Genomic DNA, 14688 nt, shown 5'->3' with positions numbered 1-14688 from the left:
GTGGGGCGACGGCATCGGTGGTGGATCCGGCGGCCGGTTCCCCGTCGTGTGGTCCGCGCCGGTCCCGAAGGCGTCGGTCGAGGACGGCCCGGTCGTCGCCGTGCTCGACACCGGCCTGGGCGCGCACCCGTGGTTCGACACCGGGGTCGAGCGCCACCCGGACGGATCGGCGTCCTCGCTCGGCGTGACGTTCCCCGCCGGCCACGATCCCGAGGACCACGGTGTGACGATCGACCCGGTCAACGGCCACCTCGACCGCCTCGCCGGACATGGCACCTTCATCGCGGGCGTCATCCGCCAGCACTGCCCCGACGCCCGGATCCTGTCGGTCCCGGTCATGTGGGGCGACGGGGTGGCCGACGAGGTCGACGTCGTTCGCGCGCTCACCGGCCTCTATGCCCGCCAGCTGATCGCGACCCGCGACGGCGACCCCACCCGGGCCGTCCACGTCGTCACGCTGTCGCTGGGCTACCGGCACGAGACCCCCGGCGCGTTCGACGACGAGGAGGCACTCTTCCGGGTGCTGCGCGGCCTCGCCGCCCTCGGCGTCACGGTCGTGGCGGCCGTCGGCAACGACGCGAGCGACGTCGAGTTCTTCCCCGCGGCCTACGCCGCGCAGGTCACGACCGGCGCACCGATGGTGAGCGTCGGCGCCCTGAACCCCGATCGACGCACCGTCTCGGTCTACTCGAACACCGGACCGTGGGTGCAGGCCTACCTCGCGGCGACCTCGGTCGTGAGCACCATGCCGACGACGTTCAACGCCTCGCGCCGTGGCCAGGTGCTCCAGCCGGCCGACGCGACGGCCATGCCCGCCGTGCCCACCCGCGGCGCCGTGGACACCGACGACTACAGCGGCGGCTTCGGCGTGTGGAGCGGGACGTCGTTCGCGGCGCCTGCCCTGGCCGGCGACATCGCCCGGGGGCTCGGCACCCGGCTGGCCAAGGGCGCCGACGAGCTCGGTGAGCGCGCCCGCAAGGTCGTGGCCGCGGTGCTCGAGACCGCAGGCAAGGCGCTGGAGGAGACACCGTGAGCACCGGCCGGACCGACCGGCCGGAGCAGGCCGGACAGACCGCGCCCAGTCTGGCCGTCGCTGCGGCACAGGCGTTCTCGCGCCACCGTGACGGCGACTCGAGCGCCATGGACCGGCTCGTTGACGACGTGACACCGCTGCTCTGGCACACCGCGCGGTCCCAGGGCGCCGACCGCGCCACGGCCGAGGACGTCGTCCAGACGACCTGGCTGCGGCTCGTCGAGCACACCCATGACATCGCCGACCCGCAGGCCGTCCTCCAGTGGTTGCTCATGACGACCAAGCGCGAGGCATGGAGCGCCGTGCGCCGCGGGCGACGCACCGTCCCGCGCGAGCCGTGGGACGAGCCGCCGACGAGCGACCCGACCGCGCCGGCGGCCTCCCCCGACCCGGCGCTGGCCTCCGAGGAGTCCGAGCTCGCCCGCGCCATCTGGCAGCACATTGAGAGCCTGCCCGCACGCTGCCAGCAGCTGCTGCGGCTCGTCGCGTTCGTCGACCGCCCCGACTACTCGGTGGTGAGCGCGAGCCTCGGCATCCCCGTCGGGAGCATCGGCCCCACCCGCGGCCGGTGCCTGGCCAAGCTCCGGCTGGCCCTCACGGCAGACCCCACCTGGGAGGTGACGGCATGACGCCCACGAACGACACCGAGGACCTGCTCGCCGGCCAGCCGATGGATGCGGACGACGAGCGCGCCCTCGCGCTGGTCCGCGACCACCTCTCCGCCGTCGACCCCGTCCCGCCGGGCCTCACCGGACGGGTGAAGTTCGCGATGACCGTCGCCAGCCTCGAGGCCGAGGTCGCCCACCTCATCAACGAGGGCTCGATGGCCGGGACGGTCCGCACCACCGAGTACGACCGGGCCACGACCGTGACCTTCGAGAGCGACGGGCTGAGCATCATGGTGACGCTCGAGGAGGCCGACCGCGGCACGACGACCGTGCGCGGGTGGGTCACCTCGCCCGGCGCCGAGGTCGAGCTGCGCGAACGGTCACGATCGGCGGTGACGACCGCCGACGACGAGGGTCGCTTCGTCTTCGAGGGTGTCGAGCGCGGCACCGTCCACCTCGTCATCCGCCACCACGACGAGCCGGGCACCCGCCCGGTCATCACCCCCGGGATCGAGATCTGAGGAAGCGCCGACGACCACGCTCGACACGATCCGCAACCTGCACCAGCTCGGCCAGGCCGAGAACTCGGCGGGGCACTACCGGCGCGCCGATGCGGCACTGTCCCGTGCCCTCCACACGATCGACGAGGTTGACTCGTCGGGGGCCGAGTCGGACGAGGAGCTCGCGCAGCTCCGTGCCCGGATCCTCATCACCCGGGCCGTCTCGCGTCTGGGGATCGACGGCCCCGAGGCCGCCCTGACGATGCTCGCCGGCGTGCAGGACCTCGCCCGCGAGCACGGGGTGCCGCTGCTCGAGGTGCTCGCCCACCTCCAGGCCGGGGCGATCCACGTCATGAGCTCGAACTGGATCGCCTCCCTCGACGAGCTCCGCCACGTCGGCCCGCACCTCGACGCCCTCGTGCCACGCGAGCGCTGCTCGGCCCTGCTCAACCGCGGGCTCGCCGCCGTCTCGCTCGGGGAGCTGGACGAGGGTCGCGCGGACCTCGACGAGGCGCTGGCCCTCGCCGTCGAGCACGGACTGCCCGCCCAGGAGTACAAGGCGCGCCACAACCTCGGGTGCCTCGCCTACCTCGCCGGAGACATCCCCGGCGCCCTCACCCTCATGCGTGAGGCCTCCGAGATGCCGGTCGACATCACGACGGCGCGCGGCCTGCTCGACCTCGGCAACGTCCTCCTCGACGCCGGGCTCATCGACGAGGCCGAGACCGTCCTCGAGCGTGGGCTGGCCGCGGCCCGTCGCGACCGGCAGCCGCTCGAGCGCGGTGACGTCCAGCTCGACCTCGCCCGCTCGGCGCTCCTGCGCGGGGACGTCGGTCAGGCCCGGGTCCGCGCCGGGCACGCGGTGCGGACCTTCCGCGCGCTCCACGCCGACCGTCGGACCGAGGAGGTCGAGCTCTTCGGCGCCGCGGTCGACCTCGGCGTCGGACGCAACCTCACCCGCGCGGCACGGGTCGCGGCGAAGTGGGCGACCTCCTCGCCCGTCACCCCGTCCGAGCGGCTCGCCACGCGCATCCGCATCGAGGTGGCCCTCGACCGTCACGACCACGAGGCCGCACGCACCGACCTCGCCCGGCTCGTCACCGACCAGCCCCAGCCCCTCGGAGCCCGCCTCCACGAGCACCTGCTCGCCTCACGGCTCGCCTCGGCGGAGGGCGACAGTGCCCGGGCCACCGGGATCCTCGAGGAGGCCGCCGCCCAGCTCGCCCTCGAGCAGGGTGGGGTGCACAGCATGGAGATCCGGGCCGGGCTGGCGTTCCACGCCGCCCGCATCCGGGATGCCGACGTGGCCTCGGCGACCGACTCGGGCTCGCTGCCGCACGTCTTCGAGAGCGTCGAGCGCTGGCGTGCCGCCTCGCACCGGGCACCGCCACTGCGCCCCCCGGACGACGAGCGCACCGCGGCCCTCGTCGCGCGGCTCCGGCGGCTGCGGCAGCTCGGCCCCGACGACGACACCCCCCTGTCGAGCATCCAGCGCGAGGCCGTCGTCCTCCAGGACGAGATCACCGAGCGGCTGCGGGCGGCCCGCGGTGACCGGGCGGAGGCCGACGTGCGGGCCGTGGGCTTCGAGCAGACGGCCCGCACCGCGGACGAGCGCGACGCGACGCTCGTGACGTTCCACGAGGTCCGCGGGACCGTGGTGCGGCTCGTCCTCGGCGGGGGTTGCGTGAGCCAGAGCGTGCTCGGCCCGGTGCGCGCCATCGCGACGGCTACCGCCAGGCTCACCTCCGACGTGCGGGCCGCAGCGGTGGCGCGACCCTCCATGGCAGCCTTCCTCGCCCGTGCCCGCGAGTCGTCGCTGCGCGAGGTCGACACCCTGCTGTTCCGCGGGGTCGACCTCGCCGGCACCGTGGTCGTCGTGCCCACAGTGGCGCTGGCGTCGCTCCCCTGGCGGGCCCTGCCCTCGCTGCGCGACCATCCGGTCGTCGCCGCGCCCTCGGCCACCGCGTGGGTGCGCCGACCCGTCACCGCGGGACGCGCGCCCGTCGTCGCGGCGCTGTCCGGACCCGGCCTACCCCGGGCCCACGAGGAGGTGCGGGCGGTCGCGCAGGCGTGGGGACGGCATACGGGAGCGACGTCCGGGACCACCACGACCGGGTATGCCGTCTCCGCGGACGTGCGCTCCGCGCTCTCGACCGCGAGCGTCGTGCACCTGGCCGCGCACGGGCACCACGTCGACCAGAGCCCGCTCTTCTCGTCGCTCGACATGGCTGACGGGCCGGTCTTCGCGCACGAGCTGCGGGCGCCACTGGCGGCCGAGCTCGTCGTGCTGTCGGCGTGCGACGTCGGACGCAGCCGCGGGCGGCCCGGGGACGAGCCGCTGGGGCTGGCGGCGGCCCTGCTGGGGCTCGGGGCGCAGTGCGTCGTCGCCGCGACCAACCCGGTGCACGACGAGGTGGCTGCCGCCGCGATGGTCGACCTGCACGAGCGGCTCGTCGGTGGCACCGACGTCGCGACGGCCCTGCAGCAGACCGCGGTGGCGGTGCCGGGCGGCGAGGCGTTCTGCGCCTACGGCAGCACCTGGTCCCGTGGTGAACTCACCAATTCCTCCCCTCCGCCACGGACGCGCTAGGCGTCAGCGTGACGACGGGGAGGAATTGGTGAGTTGAGCACCGTCAGATGAAGAGGGCGGGCTCGTTGAACAAGGCCTCGTAGGGGTCCTCGCCGGGGTGTCCGGGGAAGCGGACCCGCGCCGGGATGCCGGTGGCGATGGCGCCGTCGGGGACGTCCTTGACGACGACCGAGTTCGCGCCGATCTGGACGTCGTCGCCGACCTCGATTGGTCCGAGGATGCGAGCGCCGGCCCCGATGGTGACGCGGCTGCCGACGGTCGGGTGCCGTTTGACCTTGGCGAGCGAGCGGCCGCCCAGGGTGACGCCGTGGTAGAGCATGACGTCGTCACCGACCTCCGCCGTCTCACCGATGACGACACCCATGCCGTGGTCGATGAAGAAGCGCTTGCCGATCGTCGCGCCCGGGTGGATCTCGACGCCCGTCACCGCGCGGGTGGCCGTAGACAGCACCCTCGCCGCGGGCTTGAGGTGCTCGCGCTCCCACAGCTTGTGGGCGAGCCGATGGGACCAGATCGCGTGCAGGCCGGGGCTGTTGAGCACGAGGTCGGTGCGCGAGGCCGCCGCGGGGTCGCGCGCCACGGCGGCGTCGACGTCCTCACGAACGCTCGCCGCGGCCCGCTGGAGGCGGGACCGCAGGCGAGCGAACGGCATACCGGCTGGTGGTGTCGTGAGCATCGCGTCAGTCGACGAGACCCTCGAAGAGCACGGTCGAGAGGTAGCGCTCGCCGAAGCTCGGGATGATGACGACGATCGTCTTGCCGGCGTTCTCGGGGCGGGTGGCGACCTGGTTGGCGGCGGCGAGCGCGGCGCCGGAGGAGATACCGACGAGCAGGCCCTCCTGCGTGGCGGCCTTGCGGGCCCACTCGACCGCGGTGGTGGCGTTGACGTCGATGACCTCGTCGTAGACGTCGGTGTCGAGGATCTCGGGGACGAAGTTGGCGCCGATGCCCTGGATCTTGTGCGGGCCGGGCTGGCCGCCGTTGAGGATCGCGGACTCCTCGGGCTCGACGGCGATGACCTTGACGTCGGGGTTGCGCTCCTTGAGCACCTGGCCGACACCGGTGATGGTGCCGCCCGTGCCGATGCCCGCGACGACGATGTCGACCTTGCCGTCGGTGTCGCGCCAGATCTCCTCGGCGGTCGTCTTGCGGTGGATCGCCGGGTTGGCCTCGTTGGCGAACTGGCGGGCGAGGACCGCGCCCTCGCGCTCGGCGACGATCTCGTCGGCCTTGGCGACGGCACCCTTCATGCCGGTGGCCGGGTCGGTGAGGACGAGCTCGGCGCCGTAGCCCCGCAGCAGCGCGCGGCGCTCCTTCGACATCGACTCGGGCATCGCGAGGACGACTTTGTAGCCGCGGGCCGCGCCGACCATCGCCAGCGCGATACCCGTGTTGCCCGACGTCGCCTCGACGATCGTGCCGCCCGGGGGCAGCTCACCGGAGGCCTCCGCGGCGTCGACGATCGCGACACCGATGCGGTCCTTGACCGAGCTCGCCGGGCTGTAGAACTCGAGCTTCGCCGCGACCGTCGTGCCCTCCGGGGCCTCGATGATCCGGTTGATCCGCACGAGCGGGGTGTTGCCGACGGCCTGGGTGACGTCCTCGAGGATGGGCATGAGGTCTCCGTTGCTTCGTGTCGCCCGGCGCTGTCGCCGGTGGGCGGGTGGGTCGATGTGTCGTGCCAGTGTCCCAGAAACGTGGGCACTGCTTATGTGCATTCCAACACCACGTTATCCCTCGACGTTCCCGTCCCGGCTCCCGATCTCGTGCGCGTTCGCCCGCAGGCCTCGGTATGCCGTCCGCGCCCCTGCCGTGGACGCCCTCCGCCGACCGTCCGCGGGCACCTCCCTTGGGAGGGTGCGCGGGCGCCGGGGCGCACCTACGGTCGAGGGACACGACGACGAGGAGCTGAGCATGCGCATCGGGTACACGTTGATGACCGAGCAGAGCGGACCGAAGGACCTGGTCCGCTGGGCCGTGGGCGCCGAGGAGGCGGGCTTCGACTTCGAGGTCATGAGCGACCACTACTTCCCGTGGCTGTCGTCGCAGGGGCACGCGCCGTATGCCTGGAGCGTCCTCGGGGCCGTGGCTCACGCGACCGAACGGGTCGACCTCATGACCTACGTGACCTGCCCGACGATCCGCTACCACCCGGCGGTCGTCGCGCAGAAGGCCGCGACCGTGCAGCTGCTCGCCGACGGGCGCTTCACCCTCGGCCTGGGCAGCGGCGAGAACCTCAACGAGCACGTCGTCGGCGAACGCTGGCCGGCCGTGGCGACGCGGCAGGACATGCTCGAGGAGGCGATCGAGGTGATCCGGGCGTTGCACACCGGTGAGCTCGTCGACCACCACGGCGAGCACTTCCGCGTGGAGTCGGCCCGCATCTGGGACCTGCCCGACGGCGGTGTGCCGATCGGTGTCGCGGTGAGCGGCGAGGAGTCGATCGCCCGGTTCGCCCCGCTGGCCGACCACCTCGTCGCCGTGGAGCCCAAGGCCGAGCTCGTCGAGGGGTGGAACGCGACGGAGGGCGCGCCGACGATCGGCGGCGCGGCCCGCGCGATCGGCCAGATCCCGATCTGCTGGGACCCCGACGAGAAGGCTGCGATCGAGCGGGCGCACGACCAGTTCCGGTGGTTCGCCGGGGGGTGGGCCGTCAACGCCGACCTGCCGACGACGGCCGGGTTCAACGGCGCAACCCAGTTCGTGCGCCGTGAGGACGTCGCCGGGTCGATCCCCTGTGGTCCCGACCTCGACGCCATCGCCGAGGCCGTGGCCGAGTTCGACACGGCCGGGTTCACCGACCTGGCGCTGGTCCAGATCGGTGGCGAGCACCAGGAGCGGTTCCTCGCCGAGGCCGCCGGGCCGTTGCTCGAGCGACTGCGCTCCTGAACGGCCCGGGCGGCGCCCGGCACTCCTATCCTGTGCGGATGATCGTGGAAGGTGTCGTCATCGCCCTCGGCATCTCGCTGGTGAGCTTCGTCGTCTCCCGTGTGCGGGGAGCCCGCGCGGGACGGCTCGAGCGGCAGACGATGGGCCAGCAGCAGCGCCTGCTGCCCGAGGGCGAGTTCGCGGTCTGGCCGCTGCGTCGGCTCATGGCCACGCGGCAGCCGTCCCGTGTCCGGGTCGAGGGCGGGCAGGTCTCGTGGTTCGCCCCGGGCTCCACCCAGCCCGAGTGGCAGTCACCTGCCGACCGGGTCGGCGTGCGGATCCTCGCGCCGACGCGCTGGGTCGACGTCACCCGGGTCCGGCTGCAGCCGCCGACCGGTGAGCCCGTGACCCTGCGGGTCAGCCGCGAGCTGCAACGTCCGGTGGGCCCGCTCGACCAGCGCTACGAGCGGCGGCTCGGGGGCTACCTCGCGTCGTTCGTCGAGACACTCGGTCGCAACGGCGCCACGATCGGCTGACCTGCTGGCAGTCTGACCCGCATGTCCTCACCCACCCATGCCCTCCTCACCACCGCGCCGCCGGAGCTCGTCGCCGGCGCCGTCGCGGAGCCGGCGCTCGTGGGGCGCCTCGACGGCTGGACCGTCGTCGGGCTGAGTCCCCACATCACGAGCTTCCCCACCGAGACCGCGACGCGGATCAGCAAGGCCACGCAGCACCGCGTCCTCGGCGTCCTCGACCTCGGGTCGACCATCGCGGTCTGCACGGCCGTCAACACGAGCTCGGCGACGATGATGTGGAGCGCGGGGTGGCAGCCGCCGACCGGGTCGGGGCTCACCCGCTTCCAGAAGCAGTGGGCCGCCAACGCCGGACAGCTCGCGGCCCAGCTCGGCCGGCCGGAGCTCACGCCCCAGCTCGCCGACACCCTCATCCTCGACCCGCGGCCCGAGGTCTGGCCCGACCTGTCGACCCGCGTCCTGCTCGGCGTCGTCGACCTCCTCGGCATCCCCCGCGAGGCGCTCGGCGTCTCGGCGGTCGACCCCGGACCGCTCACCGACGTCGTGCGCGCGGAGCCCGCGGCCAAGCGGGGCCTCTTCCGCCGTCGCTGACCCCCGCTGTTCGGCCGCTGTGCGCTGCCCGGACCCGCGCCCCCCGTTCCGCGCAATACCGTCAAGCGCGTGACGGGCGGGGGCGCTGGTGGTGCACTTGACGCATGCGGTCGGCCATCCGCGCCCACAGGGGAGGCAGGCTCGCGTGCCCCGTGCCGGCATCGGTCGTGGCGGCGTCCCTCGCGGTGGCGTGTCTCGCAGTGGCCTCCCTCGCGGCGTGCACCCCGGCGGACCACCAGGACTCCTCGCTCGCGTGGTCGTCGTGCGGCAGCACGGTGGACACCAAGGCGCTGGGCGTCCCGGTCGAGCAGATGGCCCGCCTCGACCTCAGCTGTGCCGGGCTGACGGTCCCCCTCGACCGCACCGGCGCCACGTCCGGCGAGGTCGAGGTCCGGCTGCTGCGCATCTCGCGGCGCAGCGACGAGGCTCGACCGCCGCTGCTCCTCATCGCCGGCGGGCCCGGACAGTCCGGGGTCGACAACGCCGCCGTCCTCGTCGGATGGCTGCCCGGCGAGATCCTCGACTCCTTCGACGTCATCGGGTTCGACCCGCGCGGCGTCGGCAGGTCCGACCCCATCGCCTGCGTCGGCCGACGGCCGGAGACACCGATCCTCGACCTGTCGACCGATGCCGGGTATGCCGCGGCGACCACCGTCGCGCGGTCGTGGGCGCAGGAGTGCAGCACCACGCTGGGTGAACGCGCCCGCCACTACTCGACGACCGCGACGGCCGAGGACATCGAGGCGATCCGGTTCGCCCTCGGCGTGGACCGGCTGCGCTACGTCGGGTGGTCCTACGGCGCGAAGCTCGGGGCGGAGTACGCCCGGCTCCATGCCGACCGGGTCGAGGCCGCGGTCCTCGATGCACCGACCGACCCCGACGTCGCGTGGACCGAGATGATCCGGCGCCAGGTCGACGGGTTCGAGAGCGCCTTCGGCCGGTTCGCCGACTGGTGCGAGGGTCGGTCCGAGTGCGCCGCCCTCGGCGACGTGCGGGCCTTCGTCCCGGCGCTCGTGCGCAGGGCGGAGCAGTCGCCGATCACTAGCCTGCGCCGGTCGGACCTCACGGGCACGACGGGGTCCGACGTCGTCGACGGTGTCGTCGCCGCGCTCTACGACGACGCCCGCTGGCCCGATCTCGCGGCGACCCTCACCGAGTCCGCCGCCGGCGACTCCGGTGGGCTGAGAGCCTTGGCCGAGGCCACCGTCCGGCCCCGTCCGGAGGGGGACGAACCACCGGACACGCAGGCCCAGGCGCAGTACGTCATCAACTGCAACGACACCGACGACGACCCCACCGAGGTAGAGGTGCGGACCGCGGCCGCCCGACTCGTGCGCGACGACCCGACGTTCGGCGCGTGGGGGTCCTTCAACCTCCTCGGCTGCGCCTTCTGGGACGTCCCGCGCACGCCCCTCCCGCCATCGTCGGCCGCGACACCGCGCCCCCTCCTTGTCGTCGGGACCCGGCACGACCCGGCCACCCCCTACGTCGGCGCCGAGCGGATGACCGACCTCCTGGGGCATGCCGTCCTCCTCAGCTGGGAGGGCGAGGGCCACACCGCCTTCGGTCGCAGCCGGTGCATCGGCGAGTACGTCGTCGACTACCTCGTCGACCTCCGTGTGCCTGCGGTGGGGACGACGTGCCCCGCGGGGGCCTGAGCCGCCACGCGCCCCGGTGCTGACGACAAAGCTGCAGGTCCACGGCATACGGGCAGGCGTCGTGAGTCGTGCCACAACGGGTGCGAGCGTCGTCACTGATCAGGAGGCGTCCGCTCGGCCGACATTAGACTCGCGGCCATGTCCGCGCTCCAGATCGTCGCCTCCGCCATCTGCTTCCCGCTGATGCTCGTGGGGTGGGCCCTGCTCTTCCGCCAGATCGGGCGCTTTGTCGCGCTCTACCGTGTGGGACAGGCGGATCCGCGCCGGACCGACTCACCGATGTCGCGCTCGGTGACCCTGGCCAAGGAGTTCCTCGGGCACACCCGGATGTCACGGCTGCCGGTCGTCGCGGTGGCGCACTGGTTCACGGCACTGTCGTTCATGCTGCTCTTCGGCACGCTCGTCAACGCCTTCGGGCAGCTCATCAAGCCGGAGTGGCAGCTGCCGGTCATCGGGCACTTCCCGCCCTACGAGTGGCTCACCGAGGTCTTCGCGTGGACCGGCCTCGTCGGCATCGTCGTGCTCATGGTCATCCGCCAGCTCAAGCACCCGCGCTCGGCGGCCGGTGCGAACGGGCGGCGCTCCCGGTTCTTCGGGTCGACCTGGTGGCAGGCCTACTACGTCGAGCTCACCATCCTCGGCGTCACGCTCTGCATCCTCACGCTGCGTGTCCTCGAGGCCGCACTGACCAAGGTCCAGCACCCGGAGGAGTCGATCGGGCTCCACTTCCCACTCACCGGCTGGCTGTCGGGGGTCTTCTCGGGGCTGTCGGTCGACGGGCTCGAGACGTGGATCGTCCTCGTCGCGACGGTCAAGATCATCATCTCGTTCGCGTGGATGATCACCATCTCGCTCACCCCCACGATGGGTGTCGCCTGGCACCGCTTCCTCGCCTTCCCCAACATCTGGTTCAAGCGCGAGGCCTCGGGCCGGACCGCGCTCGGCAACCTCAAGCCGATGACGATGGGCGACGGACAGCCGTTCTCGATGGAGGCCATGGAGGCACTTCACGGCGACGAGGACACTGAGTCCGAAGAAGAGCCGGTGCTCGGCGTCGGCAAGGTCGAGGACTTCACCTGGAAGGGCCTGCTCGACTTCTCCACCTGCACCGAGTGCGGCCGCTGCCAGTCGCAGTGCCCCGCGTGGAACACCGACAAGCCGCTGTCGCCCAAGATGCTCATGATGACGCTGCGAGACCACGCCAACGCGAAGTCGCCGTGGCTCACCGCCTCCGAGGAGGCCCGCGCGTCACTCCCGGCGGCCACGACGGCGCTCGCGGAGCTCCCCCTCATCGGGCAGACCGGCTACGACATCGACAACCCGCTCACGGCATACAACCCGCATGGTCCGGACGCGGTCATCGACGAGGACGTCCTGTGGTCGTGCACCACCTGTGGCGCCTGCGTCGAGCAGTGCCCCGTCGACATCGAGCACGTCGACCACATCGTCGACATGCGCCGCTACCAGACGCTCATCGAGTCGGCGTTCCCCTCCGAGCTCGGTGGGCTGTTCAAGAACCTCGAGTCCAAGGGCAACCCGTGGGGCATGGGTGCGCGCGCCCGTCTCGACTGGGCCAAGGACCTGCCGTTCGAGGTCAAGATCCTCGGCAAGGACGTCGAGTCGGCGTCCGAGGTGGACTGGCTGTTCTGGGTCGGCTGCGCCGGTGCCTACGAGGACCGCGCCAAGAAGACGACGCGCGCGGTCGCCGAGCTGCTCGACACCGCTGGTGTGTCGTTCGCGGTGCTCGGTGACGGCGAGACCTGCACCGGCGACTCCGCCCGTCGCGCCGGCAACGAGATCCTCTTCTCGATGCTCGCCGAGCAGAACATCGAGACGCTCAACGACGCCGGCGCCCAGAAGATCGTCGTCACCTGCGCCCACTGCTTCAACACGATCAAGAACGAGTACCCCGACCTCGGCGGTCGCTTCGAGGTCGTCCACCACACGCAGCTGCTCAACCGGCTCGTGCGCGACAAGAAGCTCGTGCCGGTCGCGCGTCCGTCCGACGCTCCCGGCATGTCGTCGGCCAAGAACGCCGCCTCGACCGCTCCTTCTGTCACGTATCACGACCCCTGCTACCTCGGTCGCCACAACGGTGTCTACGCCCCGCCGCGCGAGCTCATCGGCGCCCTGCCCGGCGTCGAGCTGCGTGAGATGGAGCGCTCCAAGGAGAAGTCGTTCTGCTGCGGCGCCGGCGGCGCTCGCATGTGGATGGAGGAGAAGCTCGGCGGTCGCATCAACATGAACCGCACCGAGGAGGCCTTGGCCACCGGTGCCGAGCGGATCGCCATCGGCTGCCCGTTCTGCCGCGTCATGATCTCCGACGGGTTGACGGCGAAGCAGTCCGAGGGTGTCGGAGAGGACGTCGAGGTCGTCGACGTCGCGCAGATGCTGCTCGCTGCCGTGCGTCGTGGTTCGGAGACGGACTCCGACGAGGGTTCCGTGGACGAGTCGGCTGCCGCTGCGGTCGCTTCCGAGTCGGCCGAGTATGCCGGCCAGTCCGGTTCCGCTGCTCCTGCCGGTGCCGCTGCGGCTGGTGCCGCGGCTGCAGGCGGCGCTGCAGCTGCGACCACGGCGGACGAGTCCGAGAAGGACGACAGCGCTCAGGCCGAGACGACCCGGGCCGAGACCCCGGTCGCCGACATCGAGGCAGACCCGTGGGACGAGCCCGCCCCTGCCGCCAAGGCTGCCGAGCCGGAAGCACCCAAGACCGAGGCGCCCGCTGCCGCCGCCGAAGCAGACCCGTGGGACGAGCCTGCGCCATCTGCGGCCAAGACCGCAGAGCCCGAGGCCCCGACCTCGGCTGCTCCGGCCGAGGATGTCGACCCGTGGGACGAGCCGTCCGTTCCGGACTCGAAGGCGGAGACGCCCCAGACCGAGGCGAAGGCATCAGCCTCCGAGGGCGCCCCCTCGCCCGAGAAGATGGAGACCGCGGCCGCGGCCTCGACCGACGACGTCGACCCGTGGGATGAGCCAGCCACCCCAGCGGCTGCGACCCCCAAGGCCGATGCCGAGGACGCGAAGGCTGAGAAGTCCACGCCCGAGTCGACCGAGACCCCAGCTTCTGCAGCAGCGGCTGATGACGTCGACCCGTGGGACGAGCCCGCCGCACCCGCGGCTGCGACTTCCAAGGCCGACGCCGACAAGCCGCAGGCCACAGAGCCCGACACCGCCATCGACGCGCCCGAGGCCGAGTCGACCGAGGTACCCGCCACGGCCGCAGCCGCCGACGACGTCGACCCGTGGGACGAGCCCGCCACCCCAGCGGCTGCCGCGCCCACGGCCGATGCCGATGCCGATGCCGATGAGCCGCAGGCCCAGGAGCCCGACACCGCCACCGACGCGTCCACGGCCGAGTCGACCGAGGCACCCGCCACGGCCGCAGCCGCCGACGACGTCGACCCGTGGGACGAGCCCGCCACCCCAGCGGCTGCCGCGCCCACCGCCGCTGCCGACGAGTTGCAGGCCCACGAGCCCGACACCGCATCCGCGGCGGACTCCGAGGAGACGACGACGGAGCCCGAGGCACACGAGGCGGATGCGACCGAGGGTGACGACACGGAGGAGGAGTCGCCGGCGCCCGTGGCAGCGCAGTCCGACGTCGCGAACCGTGACGAGCTGCTCGCCTCGCCCGACCCGTGGGACGACGCCGACGACCTCTCGGAGCGCGCCAGCCTGACCACCGACGCCGCCACCGCGGCCTCCAACGCCGACGAGCAGCCTTCGTCGGACGTCGAGGGCGAGACCTCCGAGGTCGAGCCCGAGGACACGACCGATGTCGAGTCCGAGGCCGAGTCCAAGGTCGCGTCCGACGCCGACCCCGATGTCGATGCCGGTGACGGCGACGAAGCTGTCGACACGACAGAGAAGGCGGACGACTCGAAGGCGCCTACGGCACCGGCCAAGCCGGCCAATGCCGACGACCTGCTCAACGCCCCCGACCCTTGGGACTGAGCACCGCGCGTCTCATCGAGCCCCCATCGGCACCGAACCGGTGGGGGCTCGATGTATGCCCATCCATTTTCGGGCGGGACTTTCCCACCCGAAGCGCAACACCTGAGCCTGATGTGACACTGGTGACCAACGGCATACGCAGGACCGAATAAGGTTGCGCCACAGCCTGTTTCGGCGCCCCACGACTGTCGGTGCCGGCCCGTAGGTTCTCTGTATGACCACAGCGACGGAGCTGACCTACGTGGAATGCGTGCAACGCCTGCACGCAGCCCGTGAGGCCGCCGCCGCGCTCCCATCCGTGTTGTGGCAGGCCAACGGCACCGAGCTCGCCGCCGGCCTCGACGCGCTCGGCG

The 14688-nt window shown here is 72.4% G+C and carries 11 protein-coding genes; 9 read left to right on the top strand and 2 right to left on the bottom strand.

Annotation, left to right across the window (positions count from 1 at the left end; all coding sequences use genetic code 11):
• The 4 genes from KLO01_RS08125 to KLO01_RS08110 all read left to right on the top strand — a co-directional run.
• A partial coding sequence (locus KLO01_RS08125) for a S8/S53 family peptidase (protein WP_147064007.1) occupies positions 1-1033 on the top strand: 1033 nt, incomplete at its 5' end.
• Complete coding sequence (locus KLO01_RS08120) at positions 1030-1662, top strand: RNA polymerase sigma factor (protein ID WP_147064005.1); 633 nt, start codon at positions 1030-1032, stop codon at positions 1660-1662. The genes KLO01_RS08125 and KLO01_RS08120, both read left to right, overlap by 4 nt.
• Positions 1659-2162 (top strand): hypothetical protein, encoded by a 504-nt coding sequence (locus tag KLO01_RS08115; RefSeq protein WP_147064003.1) that lies wholly within the window; start codon positions 1659-1661, stop codon positions 2160-2162. The genes KLO01_RS08120 and KLO01_RS08115 overlap by 4 nt, the downstream gene beginning before the upstream one ends.
• Positions 2074-4731 carry a CHAT domain-containing protein gene (locus KLO01_RS08110; protein WP_147064001.1) on the top strand — a complete coding sequence of 886 codons (2658 nt, stop codon included), beginning with the start codon at positions 2074-2076 and terminating at the stop codon, positions 4729-4731. Before KLO01_RS08115 ends, KLO01_RS08110 begins: the two co-directional genes overlap by 89 nt.
• 43 nt (positions 4732-4774) lie before the next feature.
• Here KLO01_RS08110 and epsC read toward each other — a convergent pair whose 3' ends face one another.
• Together epsC and cysK are read right to left on the bottom strand one after the other, a co-directional pair.
• The gene (epsC, locus tag KLO01_RS08105; RefSeq protein WP_371860257.1) at positions 4775-5407 is read right to left on the bottom strand and encodes a serine O-acetyltransferase EpsC; all 633 of its coding nucleotides are present in this window, start codon (positions 5405-5407) and stop codon (positions 4775-4777) included.
• A 4-nt stretch (positions 5408-5411) separates the two neighbouring features.
• On the bottom strand, positions 5412-6347 hold the full coding sequence (cysK, locus tag KLO01_RS08100; protein WP_147063999.1) for a cysteine synthase A: 936 nt from the start codon (positions 6345-6347) through the stop codon (positions 5412-5414).
• 298 nt (positions 6348-6645) lie between these two features.
• On the opposite strand from cysK, the gene KLO01_RS08095 reads away from it, so the two are divergent.
• From KLO01_RS08095 to KLO01_RS08075, 5 genes are all read left to right on the top strand, one after another.
• The gene (locus tag KLO01_RS08095; protein ID WP_147063997.1) at positions 6646-7620 is read left to right on the top strand and encodes a TIGR03557 family F420-dependent LLM class oxidoreductase; all 975 of its coding nucleotides are present in this window, start codon (positions 6646-6648) and stop codon (positions 7618-7620) included.
• Between the two features lie 38 nt (positions 7621-7658).
• A complete protein-coding gene (locus KLO01_RS08090) occupies positions 7659-8135 on the top strand; it encodes a hypothetical protein (protein ID WP_147063995.1) in 477 nt (158 codons plus the stop codon).
• 21 nt (positions 8136-8156) lie between these two features.
• The gene (locus KLO01_RS08085; protein ID WP_147063993.1) at positions 8157-8723 is read left to right on the top strand and encodes a hypothetical protein; all 567 of its coding nucleotides are present in this window, start codon (positions 8157-8159) and stop codon (positions 8721-8723) included.
• Between the two features lie 104 nt (positions 8724-8827).
• Entirely contained in the window at positions 8828-10381 is a 1554-nt protein-coding gene (locus tag KLO01_RS08080; protein ID WP_147063991.1) for an alpha/beta hydrolase, read from the top strand.
• 138 nt (positions 10382-10519) lie between these two features.
• Positions 10520-14335 carry a heterodisulfide reductase-related iron-sulfur binding cluster gene (locus KLO01_RS08075; RefSeq protein ID WP_147063989.1) on the top strand — a complete coding sequence of 1272 codons (3816 nt, stop codon included), beginning with the start codon at positions 10520-10522 and terminating at the stop codon, positions 14333-14335.
• The last annotated feature ends 353 nt before the right edge of the window (positions 14336-14688 follow it).

It is taken from the genome of Knoellia locipacati (assembly GCF_007992835.1).
GTDB classification, from domain to species: domain Bacteria; phylum Actinomycetota; class Actinomycetes; order Actinomycetales; family Dermatophilaceae; genus Knoellia; species Knoellia locipacati.
Note: the sequence above shows the minus strand (reverse complement) of the source record. Positions and strands in the feature narration are given on the sequence as shown.

Coding starts and splice junctions, on each gene's coding strand:
- KLO01_RS08115 (WP_147064003.1), top strand. CDS start 1,659: ATGACGCCCACGAACGACACCGAGGACCTGCTCGCCGGCCAGCCGATG.
- epsC (WP_371860257.1), bottom strand. CDS start 5,407: ATGCTCACGACACCACCAGCCGGTATGCCGTTCGCTCGCCTGCGGTCC.
- cysK (WP_147063999.1), bottom strand. CDS start 6,347: ATGCCCATCCTCGAGGACGTCACCCAGGCCGTCGGCAACACCCCGCTC.
- KLO01_RS08095 (WP_147063997.1), top strand. CDS start 6,646: ATGCGCATCGGGTACACGTTGATGACCGAGCAGAGCGGACCGAAGGAC.
- KLO01_RS08090 (WP_147063995.1), top strand. CDS start 7,659: ATGATCGTGGAAGGTGTCGTCATCGCCCTCGGCATCTCGCTGGTGAGC.
- KLO01_RS08085 (WP_147063993.1), top strand. CDS start 8,157: ATGTCCTCACCCACCCATGCCCTCCTCACCACCGCGCCGCCGGAGCTC.
- KLO01_RS08080 (WP_147063991.1), top strand. CDS start 8,828: ATGCGGTCGGCCATCCGCGCCCACAGGGGAGGCAGGCTCGCGTGCCCC.
- KLO01_RS08075 (WP_147063989.1), top strand. CDS start 10,520: ATGTCCGCGCTCCAGATCGTCGCCTCCGCCATCTGCTTCCCGCTGATG.